Below are 20027 nucleotides of genomic sequence, written 5' to 3'. Positions count from 1 at the left end.
AACCAACCCTACGCCATCAGGCGCTGACCCACCCCTGCAGAAGGGCCGCGCCGGACGCACCGGACTTCTCGGGGTGGAACTGCAAGGAGCTGATGTTCTCGTGCTCCACGGCCGCGACGAAGCGGTCGCCACCATGGCTGGCCCAGGTCGTCCGGGCCCCCGCGGGCATCAGGTGCTCGGCCTGCTGGGCGCGCACGCCATAGGAGTGCACGAAGTAGAAGCGTTCGTCCTCGATGCCCTCGAAGAGCTTCGATCCCTCGGCCGCCTCCACCTGGTTCCATCCCATGTGCGGCAGCCTGGCCGACTCCAGGCGCTGCACCATGCCGGGCAGCAAGCCCAGGCCGGTGGCCTCCACGTCGTGCTCGAAGCCGGCGGTGAAGAGCACCTGGTGGCCGACGCAGATGCCCAGCAGGGGCCGTCGGTCGGCATGCCAGCTGGTGACGAACTCGTCGCCGCCGACGGCCCGCAGCCCCTCCATGCAGGCGGCGAAGGCGCCGACGCCGGGCAGCAACAGCTTGTCGCAGCGGCGCAGCGCGTCGTGGTCGCTGCTGAGCACCACCTCGGCGCCCGCAGCCTCCAGGGCCCGGCAGGCTGAGTGCAGGTTGCCCGAGCCGTAGTCGAGCACCCCGACGCGGGTCACAGCGTGCCCTTGGTGCTGGGGATCTGCCCGGCCTGGCACGGATCGGGCGCGATGGCAGTGCGCAGGGCCCGGGCCAGTGCTTTGAACTGGGCCTCGACGATGTGGTGCGGGTCGCGGCCGGCCAGCAGGCGCAGGTGCACGCACAGCCCCGCATTCATCGCGAGGCTCTCCACCACGTGCTGGGTCATCGAGCCGGCATAGGGCACCCCGGAGCCGCCGATCAGGGCATAGACCTGGCCATCCGGCTCGCCGCTGCACACCACATAGGGGCGGCCTGCGACGTCGACGACACACTGGGCCAGCGCCTCGTCGAGCGGCACCATCGCATCGCCGTAGCGGGTGATGCCGCGCTTGTCGCCGAGTGCCTGGCCGATGGCCAGGCCCAGCGCGATGGCGGTGTCCTCCACCGAGTGGTGGCCGTCGATGTGTACGTCACCGGTGCAGCTGACGTCCATGTCGATCCCGGAGTGCTTGCTCAGGGCGGTGAGCATGTGGTCGTAGAAACCCACGCCGGTGCTGATCGAGCTGCGACCGGTGCCGTCCAGGTCGATGCTGACGCTGATCGTCGACTCGCTGGTGGTGCGCTCGACGCGTGCGGTGCGGCTCATGCGTGTGCCTCCTTGGCCTGGGCCTTCCTGGGGTGGGTCTTCATGGTGGTGGTCAGTGCCTCGCGGAAGGCGGCCATCTCCCGGGGCGTGCCGGCCGAGACGCGCAGGTAGCCCTCCGGGCCGGTCTCGCGCACCAGCACGCCCTGGTCGAGCAGCGACTGCCACACGGCGTGACGGTCCTCGAAGCGGCCGAAGAGGCAGAAGTTCGCCTGGCTCGGCACCACGTCGAAGCCCTGGTCGCGCAGCCAGGACTGGAGCTCCTGGCACTCCTGGCGCAGCGCGTCGACCTTCTCGAGCATCTCGTCGGCGTGGGCCAGCGCCACCAGGGCCACCTGCTGGGTGGAGGCCGAGAGGTGGTAGGGCAGTCGGACGATGCGGCAGGCGTCCACGATGGCGGGGGTGGCGGCCAGGTAGCCCAGTCGGCCGCCGGCATAGGCGAAGGCCTTGCTCATGGTGCGGCTCACCACCAGGTGCTGGTGGCGCGGCAGCAGGGCCAGCGCCGAGTCCTGCGGCACCTCGGTGAACTCCTGGTAGGCCTCGTCGACCACGACGATGCAGTCGGGGCGCACCTCGGCCAGCCCGGTGCAGATCTCGTCGATGATGCTGATGGGCGTGGTGGTGCCGGTGGGGTTGTTCGGGGTGGCGATGAGCACGACATCGGCCTGGTGGTGGCGCACCGCGTCCAGTACGAGTTCGGCGTCGAGCCGGTGGTCCTCGCGGCGCGGCGCGACGGCATAGGAGCTGAGCGTGTTGCGGGCATACTCGGGATACATCGAGTAGGTGGGGCTGAAGCCCAGCACGGTGCGTCCGGGGCCGCCGAAGGCCTGCAGCAGGTGGGTCATCACCTCATTGGAGCCATTGGCCGCCCAGATGTTCTCGGGGCCAAGGCCGAAGCCCAGGTAGTTGGCGAGCGCGGTACGCAGCCCCAGCGCCTCCCGGTCCGGGTAGCGGTTCATCGACGCCGCGGCCTTCTGCACCGCCGCTGCCATGGCTTTGGCCACCTTCTCGCTGGGCGCATAGGGGTTCTCGTTGACGTTGAGGGCCACCGGCACGTCGAGCTGGGGGGCTCCGTAGGGCTCCTGCCCGACCAGTTCGGGGCGCAACGGCAACTCGGCCAAACTGATCTGGGCCGGCTGGGCGGCCGTGGGGGTCTCGGGGCGGATCATCGTCCCTCCTCCTGCTGGGTGCGACGCACCGTGATCGCATTGGCGTGGCCCGGCAGGTCCTCGGCCATCGCGAAGGTCTCGACGTGGCCGGCGACCTCCTGCAGCGCCTGCTCGGTGTACTTGATGACGTGGACGGCGCGCATGAAGCTGCGCACCGACAGACCCGAGGAGTGGCAGGCGCAACCGGCCGTCGGGAGCACGTGGGTGGATCCGGCCGAGTAGTCGCCCAGCGAGACCGGCGCCCAGGGGCCGACGAAGATGGCGCCGGCATTGGTGACTCGGGCGGCCACCTCGGCGGCGTCGCGGGTCTGCACCTCCAGGTGCTCGGCGGCGTAGGCGTCGACCACCTGCAGTCCCTGCTCGACGTCGCGCACCATGACGATGCCCGACTGCACGCCGCCCAGGGCGGTGTGCACGCGCTCGCTGTGGCGGGTGGCGGCGGCCTGGGCGGCCACCTCCTGCTGCACCGCCGCGGCCAGTTCGGGCGAGTCGGTGACCAGCACCGAGGCGGCCATCGGGTCGTGCTCGGCCTGGCTGATCAGGTCGGCAGCGACGTGGCGCGGGTCGGCGGACTCGTCAGCGAGGATCGCGATCTCGGTGGGGCCCGCCTCGGAGTCGATGCCGACCACACCGCGCAGCAGTCGCTTGGCCGCGACGACGTAGATGTTGCCGGGGCCCGTGACCATGTCGACGCGCTCGCACAGGTCGTCGACACCGTGGGCGAACATGGCGATCGCCTGCGCACCTCCCACGGCGTAGACCTCGTCGATGCCGAGGATGTGGCACAACGCCAGGATGTTGGGGTGCGGCAGGCCACCGAAGTCCTTCTGCGGCGGGCTGGCGACGGCGATGGAGCCGACACCGGCCACCTGGGCCGGCACCACGTTCATGATCACCGAACTGGCCAGCGGCGCCAGGCCGCCGGGCACGTAGAGGCCGACCCGGTTGACCGGGATGATCCGCTGGGCGACCGTCGCCCCCTCGGCGACGGTGACGCTGGGCGAGTTGTTCTCCTTCTCGGCGAGCTCACAGACCTGGCGGCGGCGGGTGATCGACTCGTCGAAGGCGGCGCGCAGGTCCTCGTCGAGCTCCTCGGCGCAGCGGGCCAGCACCTCGGCCGGCACCCGCAGGTGTTCGGGACGGACGCCGTCGAACTGCTCGGCGAAGCGCAGCAGGGCCTCGCTGCCCTCGGTGCGCACCGCCTCGCTGATCGGACGGACCTTCTCGACCGCATGGTCCACCTCGAAGGCCGCCCGGGGCACGGCCCGGCGGTAGTCGAAGCGCTGGCCGTCAAGGCCTGCTCCCGTGAAGTCAAGGGTTCGCATCAGATTCTCTGCCACCCCGCAAGTCTAGGTGGGGGCGTGTCCTCGCGCCGCCATGACCACCGGCTGGGCCCTCGCACTGCTCCTGCCACGCACGCATGGTGGGATGGGGCGGTGCACTTCATCGGACTGGGAACGGCGGTCAATGTCATCGCCATCGTGGCCGGATCCCTGCTGGGACTGGCCCTGGGAGCGCGGATGCCGGCCCGTGCCCAGGGCGCCGTCACCGACGCCCTGGGCCTGTGCACCCTGGTGATGGCGGGCCTCTCGCTGCGTCCGCTGCTGGGCGAGCCGCTCGCGGCCGCTGTCGGCGGCGGGGCCCTGGTGGTGGTGCTGCTCGCGGTGGTCGCCGGCACCCTGTTCGGCTCCTGGATCGGGCTCGAGGAAGGCATGGACGACCTGGGCCGCTGGGCCAGGCGACGGCTGGGAGCGCGCGCCGGTGGGACCGGGCACGACGAGTCACGTTTCGTCGACGGCTTCGTCACCTCCACCCTGGTCTTCTGCGTCGGCCCGATGGCCATCCTCGGATCGCTGGCCGACGGGCTGGGCCAGGGCCCCGACCAGCTGCTGGCCAAGAGCGTGCTGGACGGCTTCGCGGCGATCGCCTTTGCCAGCTCGCTGGGGCTCGGGGTCCTGCTGTCCGCGGTGGCCGTCGGGCTCTATCAAGGCACCCTGACCGTGCTCGGGGCCATGCTGGGCGGGCTGCTGCCCGCCGCGCAGGTGGATGCACTCACCGTGACCGGCGGCATCGTGCTGCTGGGGCTGTCGGTGCGGCTGCTGGGCCTCAAGCAGGTGCGGGTGGCCGACATGCTGCCGGCCCTGGTCGTCGCGCCGGTGCTGGTCGCCGTCGTCGAGGCGCTGTGATGGCGAGGCAGGCGACGCCCGCCACCCGCGCCCTCGACAAGGCCCGGGTCAGCCACGAACTGCACCCCTACCACCATGATCCCGACAGCACCCACTTCGGTGACGAGGCGGTCGCGGCCCTCGGCCTGGATCCCTTGCGGGTCTTCAAGACGCTGGTGGTCAGCTGCACGGGTGGGCCTCAGCTTCTGGCCGTCGCCGTGGTCCCGGTGGCTTGCCAGCTGGACCTCAAGGCGATGGCTGCGGCGGTGGGCGCGAAGAAGGTGGCCCTGGCCGATCCTCAGGCTGCCGAACGCGCCACCGGCTATGTGGTGGGCGGGATCTCGCCGCTGGGCCAGAAGCGCAGCCTGCCCGTCGTGGTCGATGCCAGTGCCGAGACGCAGCAGACGGTCTTCGTCTCGGCCGGCCGCCGGGGCTTGCAGCTGGAACTTTCCCCCGCCGACCTGGCACGGATGTGCGAGGCCTCCTTCGCGCCGGTGGCCCGCTGACCGCCACCCAGGGAGCCCTCCCTGGAGTGGGAGCCATGTCAGAGCAGCCTTCCTGGTCACGTCCGGTCCCCGTCGTCGGGGCGCCGTGAAAAGGGGCAGCTCACTCGCTGGCGGGTTGGCGGCTGCGCATCCATCCCAGGCAGAGGGTGACCAGGGCGATGGTGGCCAGGTAGCCCAGGGCTCCGGTCTGTCCCCATTCGAGGTGCACCTGCGGTGGGGTGGTGCCCAGTGCTGCCTGCATGGTGTTGTTGAACAGCAGGTAGGGGTGCAGGTGCTTACCGATGCCGGGCAGCATGCCGAGCACCAGCTCGATCGGGGTCTGCCACAGCACGATCAGCGCCACTGCGGCCGGTGTGCTGCGCACCAGGGCGCCGAGCCCGACCGCGAAGACGCACATGATGGCCACCGTCAGGGCCGTGGTGGCGATCGTGGAGGCCTGGGCTGCCAGCTCGAAGACCGCGCGGAGTTCGGGCTCGACCAGCGCATTGGCGGTGAGGGCGACCACGACCGACATGATGACTGACAGCACCGCCCCGAACAGGGCCCCGATGGCCGCCTTGGCCAACAGGGGCTGCCAGCGCTGTGGCGCGGCCTGGTGGGTGAGCTGGATCATCCGGAAGCGGTACTCCTGGGTGACCTGCGCGGCTGCGACCACCATGGCCGCCATCATCGCGAAGCCGAGGATTCCGGCATAGGCACCCTGTGTCTGAAGAGGCTGCGTGGCCGACATGGCGTTGGCCACCGGAAGCAGCAGCGCGAGGGCCACGAAGCTTGCCAGCCCGATCAGCCAGCCGCGGGTGCTGAAGAACTTGATGCGTTCGGAGTTCAATGCCTGGATCATCACGCCACCGCCAGTTCTTCGCGCCGCGCACCGGCACTGGCCCGGTGGTCGACTCCGTCGTGGGTCATCGTCATGAAGGCCTCCTCCAAGGAAGCGTGCTCCGTGCTGAGTTCGTGGACCGCGATCCGGGCCTGCGCCGCGGCATCGCCGACCTCTTCGGCGGTCAGGCCCGTCACCTGCAGGCGCGGTCCGGCGCTGCCGAAGTCGACCGTGGTGTCTGGGGGGACCACCTCGACGATGCCGCCCTGCAGGCGCAGCACGCGGGCCAGCCCGTCCAGGTCCTTCGTGCGGACACGGATCGAGCCGCCAGAGTGCTCTGCGATGAAGTCGGGAACGCTCATGTCTGCCACCAGGCGGCCGCGGGCGATGACCAGCAGGTGGTCGGCGGTCAGCGCCATCTCGCTGAGCAGGTGGCTGGAGACCAGTACCGTGTTGCCCTCCGAGGCCAGTCGGCGCATGATCTGGCGGATCCACACGATGCCCTCGGGATCCAGTCCGTTGACCGGTTCGTCGAAGACGTAGTACTCGGGCCGTCCGAGCATCGCTCCGGCCAGACCGAGGCGCTGGCGCATGCCCAGCGAGTACGATCCGGCTGCCTTCCCGCCAGCCTCGCTCAGGCCGACGTCATCCAGGACTTCGTCGACCCGGCCGGAGGCGATGCCGTTGCTGGCTGCCATCCAGCGCAGGTGGTCACGTCCCGACCTCTTCGGGTTGACCCAACTCGCATCGAGCATCGCCCCCACCGTCAACAGCGGGCGGGCAATGCGACGGTAGGGCTGGCCACCGATCGTGGCGGTGCCGCTCGTGGGATCCTCGAGGCCGAGGATCATGCGCATCGTGGTGGACTTTCCGGCCCCATTGGGACCGAGGAAGCCGGTGACGATGCCGGGACGAACCTCGAGGCTGAGGTCGTCCACGACGGTCGAAGCGCCATAGCGCTTCGTTAGATGCTGTGTCTGGATCATGTCAAAACGCTAGTCACAGGAAGATTCCGGCACCATTGGTGCACGTCACCAATGCATCATGACAGTTGTCACCGATCCTTGATGACTCGCATCACCTCGGCTGGCTCACCCCTCATCGACCAGGGTCTTATCAGCGGCTACAGCCAGCCCCGATCGCGTGCCAGTGTGACGGCCTCGCCCCGGCTATGGGTGCCCAACTTCTCCAGCACGTTCGACACGTAGTTGCGTACCGTACCGCGGCTCAAGAACAGCTTCTCGGCGACCTCATCAGTCGACAGGCCCTGCGCCAATAGCCGCAGCAAGTCCTGTTCTCGTGCCGTAAGTGGGTTGGGTCCCAGACGCAACGCGTCCGCGGCGAGTTGTGGATCGATGACCGTGCCGCCGGTCACCACCGACCGGATCCCGGCGATCAGACGGTCCGCCGTGGTGGTCTTGACCAGATAGCCGTTGGCACCCGCCTGCAAGGCCTGCTGCAAATGCCCAGCACCTTCCAGAGCCGTCAACAACAGGATCCGGCAGTCCAAGCCACGGGCACGCACCTGGGCGGTGGCCTCGATCCCGGTGCACCCCGGCATCGCCACGTCCAGCAAGGCGATGTCGGGCCTCACCTCCTCGACCGCGCCTGCCACCTCGTCGCCCCGGCTCACCCGTCCGACGACCTCGAAGTCATCCTCGGTGTTCAACAGGGCGATGAAGGCCTCCGCGATCAGGTCGACGTCCTCGGCGATCAGAATCCTCGTGGTCACACCAACATCCTCTCAGCCCATCTCCTCAGTGCCCTTCCTCGACAACTGACGGGACGCAGCCAGACTGCGCGGGATCCGCGCCTGCACCCGAAAGTGTCCCCCCGGCTGACGGCCACTGACCAGGACCCCGCCCAGATGGTCCTCCACCCGGGCCTGGAGGTCTCGCAGCCCCGTCCCCTGAGTGGCACCAGGTGGCAGCCCCACAGCCCCGTCGTTGTCGACCGTCACCACCGTGCAGCCGGCCTCGTCCACGATCGCGATCGCCGCCACCGACGGGCGCGAGTGCTTCAGCATGTTGGTCATCGCCTCCCGCAACACCCGGGCAGCCAGCGCATCCGTGCTCGGATCATCGATCGGCTCCACCTGCAGGTCGAGCCGCACCCCCAGCCGGGCACACAGCTCCTGCGCGCTGGTCAGCTCCTGCTCCAGGCCCACGATCGAGCGACCCGCCACCAGTTCGCGCAACTGTGCCTGGCCCGAGGCCACCAGCACCGCGGTCTCCTCCAGCTGAACACGCGCCGCCGACGGATCCTTGCCGATCAGACGAAGAGTCGTCTGGGTCCGCATCGACACCGTCACCAGGGTCCGGCCCAGCAGGTCGTGCAGATCCCGCTGAATCCTCGAACGCTCCTCATCGACCCGCAGCCGAGCCACCTGCTCCCTGGTCGACGCCAACTCCTGCACCACCACCAACATCCGGGTGAGAGCAGTCAGGACCCCGGAAACCAAGATCGCGACGGCCGTCGGGACGAAGGCCATGACATAGGGATTGTCGAAGACATTGATGACATAGACCGACGCGCTCACGGCGACGAAGAAGCCCCACTTCCACCGCCCTCCGAACATGAGGATGGCGCTCAGCGCCAGCGAAGGCATCATCCACATCCAGGCCCAACACAGCACCAAGGTCAACGGCACCAAGAAGATCGTCAACACCACTCGCAGACCGCGCCCGCGGTGTGTCGCGTGCAGCCTGTGGTTCCACAGCCAAACCATCCCGGAGGCCAGTGCGACCACCGCGAACGGAACTCTCGAGACGGAGTCGTGCCATCGGTCGATGTAGATCTGACCGATCCCCAGGGCCACCAGCAGTGCCACGATCAGCCACGTGGTGACATAGGCGATCGCCGTGTCGGCCTTTCGCCGGGTGAGCGTGCTCACGAAACCCCCTCGTTGGTGCCCTCATCCAAGCAGAGATGGGATCGCGCGCGTGGCCACGTCCTGTCCCCGGGACGACCTGCGCCGGTGGCCCGCTGACCGCCACCCCGGGAGCCCTCCCTAGAGTGGAGGCCATGTCAGAGCAGCCTTCCTGGTCCCGTCCGGTCCCCGTCGTCGGGGACACCTCTTCGGCCAAGGAGCGTGCCGAGGCTCCCGACGGGTGGGCGATGCCGCACGAGGTGCGCGAGGCGCTCGCCACGGTGGTCGGCGCCCGCCGCGACATCCGGCGTTTTCGTCCCGACCCGGTTCCCGAGGAGCTGGTGCGCCGCGTGGTGGAGGCCGGTCACCGGGGCCCGTCGGTTGGCCATTCGCAGCCCTGGCGCTTCATCGTGGTGCGCGATGCCGAACTGCGTGACCGTGCCGCGGCGATGGCCGACCGTGCCCGGCTGGCGCAGGCGGACCAGCTGGCGCCCGAGCGGGCCCGCCAGTTGCTGGACCTCAAGCTGGAGGGCCTGCGCGAGGCGCCGCTCGGTCTGGTGGTGGCCTGTGACCGTCGGTCCCCGGCGGTGGGCGTGCTGGGGCGTGCCACCTTTCCCGACGCCGACCTGTGGAGTTGTGCCGCAGCGATCGAGAACATGTGGCTGACCGCCCGGGCCGAGGGTCTGGGCATGGGCTGGGTGACGCTCTTCGAGCCCGACGAGCTGCGCGAGCTGCTGGGCCTGCCCGAGGGGGTCGAGACGCTCGGCTGGCTCTGCCTGGGCTGGCCCGACGAGCGGCCGCCCTCCCCCGGGCTGGAGCGGCTCGCCTGGTCGAAACGGCTGCCACTTGACGACGTGCTGCTGGCCGACGGCTGGCCCGGCGAGGAGCCCCACCGCCCCGTCCACCACCTGGCCGCGCCTGACCAGTCCCGCGTGGTGCAGGCCACCGACGACGCCGACCAGCTGCTCACCACGCCCGGCTCGCTGGGGGTGCTCGACCGCGCCCTCAACCGCCTCGAGGCGATCCGCCCCCAGGGCGTCGAGTCCGGGGTGCTGGTGCTGGCGGCCAGTGACCATTCCGTGACCAGGCACCGGGTGAGCTCCTTCGAGCAGCAGGTGGGCCGCGACGTGGTGGCCGCGAATGACCAGGGCACCGGCATGGGGGCAGTCGCGGCACAGGGTGCGGGTCTGCGCACCATGGTGGTCGACGCCGGACTGGTCGAACCCGTCGAGGGGGTGCGACGCATCCCGCCGGGCCCGCGCGGGGACCTGTTGACCTCGGACGGCCTCGGCGCCGAGGAGGTGGCTGCCCTGCTGCAGGCGGGCCGGGAACTCGGCAGCGAGGCGGCCGTCAATGGCCTGGTCGCCCTGGGCGAGGTGGGCATCGGGAACACCACGGTGGCTGCGGCGATGGCTGCCGGCTTGCTCGGGCTCGAGCCGGAGCGTGCGATCGGACTGGGCACCGCCGCCGATGCGGCGATGGTGGAGGCCAAGACGGCGGTGGTGCGCGCCTGTCTGGAGCGCCTGGACGGCTCCCGCGATCCCCAGCGCGTGCTGGCCGTGTGCGGCGGCGGTGAGGTGGCGCTGCTCGCCGGCGTCGTGCTGGGAGCCGCAGGGGACAATGCGCTGGTCGTGCTCGACGGGCTGGCCACCAGCGTCGCCGCCCTGGTGGCGGTGCGGATCGAGCCCGCCGCACAGGGCTACCTGGTGGCGGGCCAGCGCAGCCGGGAGCAGGCCCACGGGGCGGTGCTGGTGGAGCTGGGACTCGAACCGCTGCTCGACCTCAGGCTGCGCAGCGGCGAGGGGGTCGGGGCCTGCCTGGCCTCGTCCCTGCTGCTGCAGGGGCAGCGGATGCGGCGACTGGTGGCGCGCACCCGCTAGCCACGGGCTCAGCGGGCCGGCGGTGGCACTGGTGTGCCGGGTGCCTCGACGGCCGCCGGCGGCACCGTCTCGGCCAGGTCCTCGTCGCGGCTCATCGCGGAGGCGAAGAGCACCGGGATGATCGCGAAGAAGGGCCACACCAGCAGGGCGACCAGGCTGTGCAGCTGGAAGTCGATCGGCACCACGGCGCCGGCCCCGGCTTGCGCGATGCGGGCGGCGAAGTCGTGCGGACCCATCAGGGTGCCGACCCACCAGCACAGCAGCGCGCCCAGCAGGCCGCCGCCCATCGCCACCAGGCACACGGGCCAGCCCAGCCGCCGGAACCAGCGCCAGGCGCACAGCCCGATGCCGAGCCCGACCACGGCTCCCACCAGGCAGAAGACGGCGTCACTGGCGAAGACCAGGGCCAGGCCCCGCTCCGAGGTGGTGGCATTGCCGTTGGCGTCGACGTGGTAGCTGGGCAGCGGCACCACCAGGTTCCACAGTGCTCCCCCCACGCCCCCAGCCAGCATCGACAGCAGCCAGAAGACGGCGAGGCTGCGCACCAGCGGGCGCGCGAACAGTCCCGTCGAGCGGGGCGCGCGGGCATAGGCGTCGTTCTCCAGCACCTGCGCCTGCTCCAGGGCACTGTCCCCCGCGGGGATGGTGGGACTCACCGGGTCTCCTTCCGTCGACGCACGAGCCTACTCACCATGCGAGGCAGGACGGCCCCAGCAGGGCTTTGAGGTCTGCCATCAGCGGCTGCGAGGCGGTCACGCGTAGCGTCTGGTCGAGCCGGAACAGGGTGCTGCGGTTCTGCCCCAGCAGCCGCAGGTGCACCTCGGTCATGCCCGGGTGGTTGCCGAGCACCTCCTTGAGCTGGTCCACCACCGGCGGCGTGCACCGTCCGGCGGGCAGCTGCAGCACCACCGGGCCGGTGGGGCCCTCGGTGATGTCGGGGATGGTGATCTCCTGCACCTGCACCTCGGCGGCGTCCTCCTTCTCGCGGACGCGGCCACGCACCCGGATCACCTGGTCGGTGGCCAGGTGCATCGCCACCTGCTCGTAGACCTTCGGGAAGCACAGCACGTCGACCGATGCCTCCAGGTCCTCGACCGTGATGATCGCCCACACTGCACCGGTCTTGGTCTGCTTGCGCTGGACGCTGGTGATCATGCCGCAGATGTTGAGGATGGAGTCGCGGGGGCCGTCGGGGGCCACCAGGTTTCCGATGGAGATGTCGCGCTCCTTGTCCAGGATGTGCTCCATTCCCTGCAGCGGATGGTCCGAGACGTAGAGGCCCAGCATCTCGCGCTCGAAGGCGAGTTTGGTGCGCTTGTCCCAGTCCTCGATCTCGGGGACGGTCTCGCGCTGCTGCACCGGCTCGTCGGCCTCGGCGGCCAGGCCGAAGTCACCGAAGAGGTCGTCCTGGCCATTGGCCTGGTTGCGCTTGAGGTCGATCACCTGGTCGACGGCGGCCTCGAAGATGCTCATCAAGGCCCGGCGCGAGTGGCCCAGCGAGTCGAAGGCGCCGGCCTTGATCAGCGACTCGATCATGCGCTTGTTGCAGACCTGCAGCGGCACCTTGTCGAGGAAGTCGTAGAAGTCGGTGAACTCCCCCTCGGTGGTGCGGGCCTCGACGATGCCGGCCACGACGTGGTCGCCGACATTACGGATGGCGCCCAGGCCGAAGCGGATGTCCTCACCGACGGCGGTGAACTCCAGCTCCGAGGTGTTGACGTCCGGCGGCAGCACCTTGATGCGCTGGGCGCGCATGTCGCCCAGGTAGACGGCCATCTTGTCCTTGTCGTCGCCGACGCTGGTGAGCAGCGCAGCGCCGTACTCGGCCGGGTAGTTGGCCTTCAGCCAGCCCGTCCAGTAGGAGACCAGGGCGTAGCCGGCGGCGTGCGACTTGTTGAAGGCGTAGCCGGCGAAGGGGACCATGACGTCCCACAGGGTCTTGATGGCGTCGTCGGAATAGCCGTTGGCGGCCATGCCGTCGTGGAAGTGGTTGAACTCCTTGGCCAGGATCTCGGGCTTCTTCTTGCCCATCGCCCGTCGCAGCAGGTCGGCGCCGCCCAGCGTGTAGCCCGCGAGCTCGCGGGCGATCGCCATGATCTGCTCCTGGTAGACGATCAGGTGGAAGGTGTCGCCGATCAGCGGGTCCAGGGCCTCCTTGAGCTCCGGGTGGATCGGGATGATCTCCTGTCGCCCGTTCTTGCGTTCGGCATAGGCGATGTGGGCATTGGCGCCCATCGGGCCGGGACGGTACAGCGCCAGGACGGCGGTGATGTCGTCGAAGCCGGTGGGACCCATCTGGCGCAGCAGGGAGCGCATGGCCACACCGTCGAGCTGGAAGACGCCCAGGGTGTCGCCTCGGGCGAGCAGCTGGTAGGTCTTCTCGTCGTCCAGCGCCAGCGTGGACATGTCGAGCTCGATGCCCTTGTTCTGCTTGATGATCTGGACGGCGTGGTCCATGATGCCGAGGTTGCGCAGGCCGAGGAAGTCCATCTTCATCAGCCCCATCTCCTCGAGCTGGGGGTAGGCGAAGCCCGCGATGATGGTGCCGTCCTTGTCCCGCTTGTGCATCGGGATCACGTCCAGCAGCTTCTCGCTGGACAGGATGAAGGCGCAGGCGTGCACACCGGTGCCGCGCATCAGGCCCTCCAGGCCCAGGCCGGTGTCGATGACCTTCTTGACGTCGGCCTGGGTGTTGTAGAGCTCGCGGATCTCGTTGCCCTCCGCGTAGCGGGGGTGGTTCTCGTCGAAGAGGTCCTTGAGCGGGACACCCTTGCCCATCACGTCGGCGGGCATGGCCTTGGTGATCTTGTCACCCAGGCCGAAGGGGTAGCCGAGGATGCGGTTGGCGTCCTTGACGGCGGCCTTGGCCTTGATGGTGCTGAAGGTGTTGACCTGGCTGGTGTAGTCCTCGCCGTACTTGTCGGTGACGTAGTCGATGACCAGGTCGCGCTTGCGGTCGTCGAAGTCGAGGTCGATGTCGGGCGGGCTGATGCGCTCGGGGTTGAGGAAGCGCTCGAAGAGCAGGCCGTGCTCCAGCGGGTCGATCTGGATGATGCCGGTGAGGTAGGCAATCATCGAGCCGGCGGCCGATCCTCGTCCGGGGCCGACGGCCACGCCCATCTCGCGGGCCTTGTTGCAGATGTCGGAGACCACCAGGAAGTAGGAGCTGAAGCCCAGCGGTTCGATCACCTTCAGCTCGGTCTCGACGCGCTCCAGCACGTCGGGACGCTCGGCGTCGCCGTAGCGCACCGTGATGCCCTCGCTGACCTTCTTGCGCAGCCACGACTCCTGGGTCTCGCCCTCGGGCACGTCGAACTGCGGCATGCGGTCGACGTGCTTGAAGACCTCGTCGTAGCTCTCGATGCGCTCGGCGATGGCCAGGGTGTTGTCGCAGGCGCTGGGCAGCTCCTTGAAGAGCTCGCGCATCTCCTCGGAGGTCTTGATGTAGTAGCCGGAGCCGTTGAAGCGGAAACGGTTGGGGTCGTCCTTGTTGCGGCCCACGCCGACGCACAGCAGGTCGTCGTGGCTGTCGGCCTGGTCGGGGGTGACGTAGTGCGAGTCGTTGGTGGCCAGCAGCGGGATGTCGAGCTTCTTGGCCAGGCGCAGCAGGTCTTCGCGGACGCTGCGCTCGATGTCGATGCCGTGGTCCATCAGCTCCAGGAAGTAGTTCTCCTTCCCGAAGATCTCCTGGTAGGCGGCTGCTGCGGCGATGGCCTCGTCGAACTGGCCCAGCCGCAGGCGCGTCTGCACCTCGCCGGAGGGGCAGCCGGTGGTGGCGATGATGCCCTTGGAGTACTGGCTGATGATCTCGCGGTCCATGCGGGGCTTCATGTAGTAGCCCTCGAAGCTGGCCAGCGAGCTGAGCCGGAAGAGGTTGTGCAGGCCCTCCGCGTTCTGGGCCAGCATCGTCATGTGGGTGTAGCGGCCGCCGCCCGAGACGTCCTTGCCACCTTCCACGGAGGCGTCGGTGCCGTCATGGCGGCCCTTGGCCCAGAACTCCTGGCTGCGGGAGTGGCGCGACGAGGGAGCCACATAGGCCTCGATGCCGATGATCGGCTTGACGGCGTGCTTCTTGCTGGTGGCCTGGAACTCGTAGGCGCCGAACATGTTGCCGTGGTCGGTCATGGCGATGGCGGGCATGTTCTGGCGCTCGACCTCGGCGAAGAGCTTGGAGTTCTTGGCGGCACCGTCGAGCATCGAGTACTCGGTGTGGGTGTGCAGGTGGACGAAGGAATCGACCATGGAGGTGGCGGCCTCTTTCTGGTGGTGCTCGTCCCGGCAGCCGGTGATGGGCCGGGACCGACAATCTACCTCGCCGCGGGCGTCGAACACGCCCCGGCCGCCACCCCCCGTGGTTCAGCCCTTGATGCACAGCAGGGTCTGGAGCCGCGCCACCACCGCGACCAGGTCGGCCTGTGCGTCCATCACCTGGTCGATGTCCTTGTAGGCGGCAGGAATCTCGTCCACCACGCCGGCATCCTTGCGGCACTCGATGCCCTCGGTCTGGGTGGCGAGGTCGTCGGCGGTGTACTTGCGCCGTGCCGCAGTGCGCGACATCCGCCGGCCGGCCCCGTGCGAGGCCGACTGGTAGGAGGACTCGTTGCCCAGGCCCCGCACGATGTACGAGCCGGTGCCCATCGAGCCGGGGATCACACCCAGATCGCCGGAGCCCGCCCTGATGGCGCCCTTGCGGGTGACCATCAACTCGAGTCCGTCGTGCTCCTCCACCGCCACGTAGTTGTGGTGGCAGCGGATCGGCGCCTCGAAGGCGATGCCGTCGATGCGGTGGGCGAGCTCGTCGCAGATGGTGGCCAGCATCACGTCCCGGTTGAGCAGGGCATAGGACTGTGCCCACCACAGGTCGTGCAGGTAGGCCTCCATCTGGGGCGATCCGGCCAGGAAGACGGCCAGGTCACGGTCGGGCAGGTCCTGGTTGTGCGGCAGGGACTGCGCCACGCCCATGTGCACCTGGGCGAGCCGGTTGCCGGTGCCACGGCTTCCGGAGTGCAACGTCACCCAGACCCGGTCGTCGTCGCCGGCGCACAGCTCGATGAAGTGGTTGCCGCCACCCAGCGTGCCCACCTGCGTGATCGCCTTGCGACGCGCCTCGCTGGTGCGGGCCGCCTTCGTGACCTCGCCGGCGCGCAGCTCGTCGAAGCCGGCGATGGCGCGGGCGAAGCGGTCGGCGAGGTCGTCGTGCTTCACCAGGGTCCGCGGCTCGTCGCGGTGGCTGCTGAAGCCCACCGGGATGCCCCGCTCGATCCCGAGCCGCAGCGTGCGCAGGTCGTCGGGCAGCTGCTCGGGCCGCAGGTTGGTGCGCACCGCGGTCATGCCGCAGCCGATGTCGACGCCCACGGCCGCCGGCGCGATGGCCTGCCGCATGGCGATCACCGAGCCGACGGTGGCGCCCAACCCGTAGTGGACGTCGGGCATCACCCGGACGCCGTGGGTCCAGCCGAGGCCTGCGACGGTGCGCAGCTGTTCGCGCGCCTTCTGCTCGATGTCGGTCTCGTCGGCCCACATCAGGGTGTTGTCGGTGCCGCTGAGGGGCACCGGGTAGGTGGTCATGCTGGTCTCCTCCTGGAGGCAGTGGTGCACGTGGTCGACCGTCGACTGCTCCCGGGTGGTGCATCCCACGGTTGCCGACGATGGTGGTCGGAGCGTGTGGGGCAAGGGGTGGAGAGGAGTCGCGGCGGGCGGGCCGTGCTGGGGCGGGACGGGTCCCGGGCTCAGCGGTGCAGCGCGGCTGTCGGTTCGGGGCATGGCTGCAGGACGCTTCGGCGCTCCTGCAGCTGCTCGAACACGGTCGACTCCTCGATCAGTGGGGATCCGGTGTGGACTCCCCCGCGCCCGGATGGCGCAGGCTCCAGTCTGGACGGGCAGGCCAGGGGTGGGCAACCGATTTTTCGGGCTCGCCGCACGGGCCGTGCCACGCCCAGTCCCTGCCCCCCGAGGAGATCCGATACGAGTCATCGGGAGGGGCGGGACCAACAGTTGGCGCGCCCATTTCCTGGACCCTGTGTGGCCAAGGGCTGTGGGAAACGACGGCGCGTGCCCTCATGACCAGACTTCAGGATGTCGAGCGCTGGACCGCCCTGTGCCATTCGTCGCGGTGTGTGGCGATGAATCTGGTGGTCCCGGCCCAGTGTTCTCCATGACCTTCGCGGAACATGGTCGCCCACGGTTCGTGGCCCGTCGAGTGGGCCTGCTCGAGGTGCGACCACATGGCCTGTGACCGGCGCTCCAAGGCCTCGGGAAGCGCCACCCGTAGGTCGTCGTCCGCGTCGTATCCGGCAACGAAGCAGCGCAACCGATCAGCACTCGCGACCACGTCAGCGCCCGGGAAGAGATGGGCAAAGGCAATGGCCGAGTAGGCCAGGTCCCACAGCCGGCTACTGGGACCGGCACCATCCCAGTCGATGAACACGAGGCGATCACCATCGATGACAAGATTCCAGGTGGCCAGGTCGTTGTGGCAGACCAGATCTGGTTCGGACGCGGGGAGCAGGACTCCCCAGGCAGTGTCCACGGGAAACGTGGCGCTGGCGTCATGGGTTCGACGAACGAGTGATCCCACGCGCTCGATGGTGGCCAGATCGAGCGGAGCGCGGTCCATGGCGAGGCTTCCGGGCACGTAGTCGAGGATGACCCGCCCGAGACTGTCGCGGCCATGGACATGAGGGACATCCAGCCCTGCAGCTTCAAGGTGCGCCAGATAGCTGATCATGCGCGAGGTGGTGGGTAGCCACGGCTTGTGAACCGTGTCACCGATTCGGACCACTCGGCCTGACGCGTTTCCACCCGCCAGTACCTCTTCGTCACCGATGCCCATGTCCTCGAGTGTGGCAGGGCACTCGGCTCGGGCACACAGGAAGACCCACGGTCAGGGCGCACGGTCCGGGCGCTGCAGCCTCACGCCGCCATTGCGACTGCGACGGTCCGCGCGGTGACGGGATTGTGGACGAGCCAACTTCGAGAAGGAGTGACGAGGTACTGGTACCCGTCGGGTGATCGCCACCAGAAGACACCGGGCGAGAGTTGCCGTAGTCGCCACCCGCCATGGGTCTTGGCGCGGTGGACCCGCCGGGAGAGTGGGCCCAGGTTGTCGGCGCGGGTGGGCGGGGCCTCGACAGGCTCGACCGACACCAGGGGACGCTCAGCCGACGTCGGAGAGGACTCGGCAGCCGTGATGGAAGGCTCCGTTGCCGCGGGAAAGACCGGATGCCATGGATCGGTGTGGTCCAGGTCGCAGGACCGGCTGCCGCGCGCAGAACCGGGAAAGACCTCCACCGGATTGCGCAGCCCCACGGCGCGGCGCATCCGCTCCCCCACCTCGTAGGCATCGCTGGCCGGGATCGCCTCGGGGTCCAGGACCGGCCGGACAGTGATGCGGGTGTGCCCGACGAGTTCGGCGAGCCAGTCGGCGAGCACGGGCATCGCCCACCCCGTCCGGGTGGCCTCCAACCGGCCCAGCCCCTCGCCCTCGGCAAGCACGGTGCGGTCGACGTGGACGGCGACCTCCACCTGCGGCATCAGCGTCTCCGGATCCGCGGTGACCTTCCCACAGACATGACCGCGCTGCCCGCGGGCGGGGCATTCCACGTCGAGGTCACCGTCCTCCACCAGGGCTGGAATCTCGTCGAGCAGGCTGGCCTGCAAGAGCTGCAGTGCCCGGGCTGGCGAGGCCAGCAGGCCCAGTCCCTGGGCGCGTCGCACCTGCAGCGGCTCGTCACTGCCACCGGTGCGCAGTATTCCCGCGACACGGTCGAGCTGCGCATCAAGGAAGATCGCATCCACCGAGGCCAGCTGCCCCGAGAGTGCGGTGACGCCGTCATGCGAGCCGTCGAACCACACGCCGCGGTGCTCCAGCGCCCCCGCACGGCGCCGCGCGGACAGCTCGTCGGGCAGCAGCTCCAGCACCCAGCCCCCACACAGGGCCAGCAGTCGCTTCGTCGAGATCCCCGTCGCCAGCGGCGCGAGCCGACGGTCGAGTTCGAGCGCAGCGTCGCGCCCCAAGTTCCTCGCCTCGCGCACCACCATCCGTGCCACGCCGATCCGCACCTCGCCATCGGCGCACAGCCGCAAGAGTCCGGGCATCCGGTGGCGCAGCGCCAAGGCATCCCCGATCATCAGCCGCGCCGACTCGGCCGAGACGTTCAGCCGCGCCGCCAGCTCCAGGTGGGCGAACTCCGCCACACCCGGCGTCCCGTCACCACCCGGGAAGTCCAGTTCTTCCGCACCGGGCAGCCCCGGCCGCGCGGTGCTCGCCACGGCATGCAAGTCGGCAAAATGCGCACACAGCAGGACCGACTCGGCCTCCAGCGCCCAAGCTCGGCGACGGGCATCGGCAACGGCCTCGACGGTCTGGGCCGAGCCCCAGCCGAGCTCGGCAGCCTCCTCGAGTCCGGTCATGGTCACCTCCTCGCACGCCTCGAATCGTTCGAACTTGTGTTTTAATCATATCGGCACAGCCCTTGCCGCGTCAGCCGATTCCGAATCTTTGTTCGACAGAATTTCGCAGCATTACCGCGCTCGGTGCCGTAGCCTCGCACCGACGAGAGGACACCCATGGACTTCGTGGCCGACTGCAGCCGCTGTGCTGGACTGTGCTGCGTCGCACTGTCCCGCTCCCGTGCCGGGGGCTTCGGCGCCGACGCACCGGCAGGCACCCCCTGCCACCACCTGCAGGCCGACAACCGGTGCGAGATCCACTCCCGCCTGCGCCAGGAGGGCTGGCCTGCGTGCACCGTCTTCGACTGCTTCGGCGCCGGCCAGCAGGTGACCCAGGTCACCTTCGCCGGGGGCGGCTGGCGAGAGGACCCCGACGTGGCCCGCAACATGTTCGCGGCCTTCGCCACGATGCGGCACCTGATGGAGATGCTGCGCCTGCTCACCGAGGCCCGCGGCCTCGCCTCCGGGGGCACTCTGCACCAGGTGACCGGGCTGGTCGACGAGCTCACCGTCCTCGTCGACTCCCCCGCTGCCCAGGTCACCGGCTCCGACATCCCCGCGCTGCGGGCCCGCGTCGGAGCGCTGCTGTCCAGCGTGAGCGAGGCCCACCGCTCCCCCGGCCGCTCATCGCGACGACTGCGCCCGGGAGCGCACCTGCTGGGCGCCGACCTACGCGGCAAGGACCTGTCGCGGTTCAGCCTGCGCGGCGCGCTGCTGATCGCCGCCGACCTGCGCCGCGCACGGATGGAGCGCACCGACCTGCTGGGTGCAGACCTGCGCGATGCCCGGCTCGATGACGCAGACCTGCGCGCCGCGATCTTCCTGACCCAGCAGCAGCTAGACGGCGCCGTCGGGTCGTCGCGCACCCTGCTGCCGGTTGGCCTGCGCCATCCCGAGCACTGGACCTGAGCCCACCCAGGAC

The 20027-nt window shown here is 69.5% G+C and carries 17 protein-coding genes; 4 read left to right on the top strand and 13 right to left on the bottom strand.

Annotated elements, in window-relative coordinates; translation table 11 throughout:
• Positions 1-16 precede the first annotated feature (16 nt).
• Genes hisH through hisD form a run of 4 tightly spaced genes read right to left on the bottom strand, consistent with a single transcriptional unit; the run spans position 17 to position 3739 of the window.
• On the bottom strand, positions 17-640 hold the full coding sequence (gene hisH, locus ACYVKA_RS15930; protein WP_460706907.1) for an imidazole glycerol phosphate synthase subunit HisH: 624 nt from the start codon (positions 638-640) through the stop codon (positions 17-19).
• Positions 637-1248, bottom strand: a complete 612-nt coding sequence (gene hisB, locus ACYVKA_RS15925) for an imidazoleglycerol-phosphate dehydratase HisB (protein WP_460706905.1) — start codon at positions 1246-1248, stop codon at positions 637-639. Before hisB ends, hisH begins: the two co-directional genes overlap by 4 nt.
• Entirely contained in the window at positions 1245-2414 is a 1170-nt protein-coding gene (locus ACYVKA_RS15920) for a histidinol-phosphate transaminase (protein ID WP_460706903.1), read from the bottom strand. The genes hisB and ACYVKA_RS15920 overlap by 4 nt, the downstream gene beginning before the upstream one ends.
• Positions 2411-3739 (bottom strand): histidinol dehydrogenase, encoded by a 1329-nt coding sequence (hisD, locus tag ACYVKA_RS15915; RefSeq protein WP_460707133.1) that lies wholly within the window; start codon positions 3737-3739, stop codon positions 2411-2413. The genes ACYVKA_RS15920 and hisD overlap by 4 nt, the downstream gene beginning before the upstream one ends.
• A 111-nt stretch (positions 3740-3850) precedes the next feature.
• On the opposite strand from hisD, the gene ACYVKA_RS15910 reads away from it, so the two are divergent.
• Together ACYVKA_RS15910 and ybaK are read left to right on the top strand one after the other, a co-directional pair.
• Complete coding sequence (locus ACYVKA_RS15910; protein ID WP_460706901.1) at positions 3851-4600, top strand: DUF554 domain-containing protein; 750 nt, start codon at positions 3851-3853, stop codon at positions 4598-4600.
• The gene (gene ybaK, locus ACYVKA_RS15905; protein WP_460706899.1) at positions 4600-5085 is read left to right on the top strand and encodes a Cys-tRNA(Pro) deacylase; all 486 of its coding nucleotides are present in this window, start codon (positions 4600-4602) and stop codon (positions 5083-5085) included. Before ACYVKA_RS15910 ends, ybaK begins: the two co-directional genes overlap by 1 nt.
• A 100-nt stretch (positions 5086-5185) precedes the next feature.
• Here the strand turns inward: ybaK and ACYVKA_RS15900 are convergent, their stop codons facing one another.
• The 4 genes from ACYVKA_RS15900 to ACYVKA_RS15885 form a co-directional block, all read right to left on the bottom strand.
• Entirely contained in the window at positions 5186-5929 is a 744-nt protein-coding gene (locus ACYVKA_RS15900; RefSeq protein WP_460706897.1) for a hypothetical protein, read from the bottom strand.
• Positions 5926-6891 carry an ATP-binding cassette domain-containing protein gene (locus ACYVKA_RS15895; protein ID WP_460706895.1) on the bottom strand — a complete coding sequence of 322 codons (966 nt, stop codon included), beginning with the start codon at positions 6889-6891 and terminating at the stop codon, positions 5926-5928. The genes ACYVKA_RS15900 and ACYVKA_RS15895 overlap by 4 nt, the downstream gene beginning before the upstream one ends.
• A gap of 137 nt (positions 6892-7028) precedes the next feature.
• On the bottom strand, positions 7029-7637 hold the full coding sequence (locus ACYVKA_RS15890; RefSeq protein WP_460706893.1) for a response regulator: 609 nt from the start codon (positions 7635-7637) through the stop codon (positions 7029-7031).
• Positions 7638-7649: 12 nt separating this feature from the next.
• On the bottom strand, positions 7650-8798 hold the full coding sequence (locus ACYVKA_RS15885; protein ID WP_460706891.1) for a sensor histidine kinase: 1149 nt from the start codon (positions 8796-8798) through the stop codon (positions 7650-7652).
• 131 nt (positions 8799-8929) lie between these two features.
• Here ACYVKA_RS15885 and bluB point away from each other — a divergent pair, with 131 nt between their 5' ends.
• Positions 8930-10654: a 5,6-dimethylbenzimidazole synthase gene (gene bluB, locus ACYVKA_RS15880; RefSeq protein WP_460706889.1), complete on the top strand. Its 1725-nt coding sequence runs from the start codon at positions 8930-8932 to the stop codon at positions 10652-10654.
• An 8-nt stretch (positions 10655-10662) separates the two neighbouring features.
• Here bluB and ACYVKA_RS15875 read toward each other — a convergent pair whose 3' ends face one another.
• From ACYVKA_RS15875 to ACYVKA_RS15855, 5 genes are all read right to left on the bottom strand, one after another.
• Entirely contained in the window at positions 10663-11310 is a 648-nt protein-coding gene (locus ACYVKA_RS15875) for a hypothetical protein (RefSeq protein ID WP_460706887.1), read from the bottom strand.
• A 31-nt stretch (positions 11311-11341) separates the two neighbouring features.
• The gene (dnaE, locus tag ACYVKA_RS15870; RefSeq protein ID WP_460706885.1) at positions 11342-14896 is read right to left on the bottom strand and encodes a DNA polymerase III subunit alpha; all 3555 of its coding nucleotides are present in this window, start codon (positions 14894-14896) and stop codon (positions 11342-11344) included.
• Positions 14897-15010: 114 nt separating this feature from the next.
• Positions 15011-16291, bottom strand: coding sequence for an RtcB family protein (locus tag ACYVKA_RS15865; protein WP_460706883.1), 1281 nt, complete (start codon positions 16289-16291; stop codon positions 15011-15013).
• 433 nt (positions 16292-16724) lie between these two features.
• Positions 16725-17486: a phosphotransferase gene (locus tag ACYVKA_RS15860; RefSeq protein WP_460706882.1), complete on the bottom strand. Its 762-nt coding sequence runs from the start codon at positions 17484-17486 to the stop codon at positions 16725-16727.
• 80 nt (positions 17487-17566) lie between these two features.
• Positions 17567-19066 carry a DUF222 domain-containing protein gene (locus ACYVKA_RS15855; protein ID WP_460706880.1) on the bottom strand — a complete coding sequence of 500 codons (1500 nt, stop codon included), beginning with the start codon at positions 19064-19066 and terminating at the stop codon, positions 17567-17569.
• A gap of 156 nt (positions 19067-19222) precedes the next feature.
• Between ACYVKA_RS15855 and ACYVKA_RS15850 the strand changes: the two genes are divergently transcribed.
• Entirely contained in the window at positions 19223-20014 is a 792-nt protein-coding gene (locus tag ACYVKA_RS15850; protein WP_460706878.1) for a pentapeptide repeat-containing protein, read from the top strand.
• The last annotated feature ends 13 nt before the right edge of the window (positions 20015-20027 follow it).

The organism is Luteococcus sediminum (assembly GCF_054783495.1).
The sequence above is the reverse complement of the archived record's forward strand: the minus strand, read 5'-3'. Positions and strand labels throughout refer to the sequence as shown.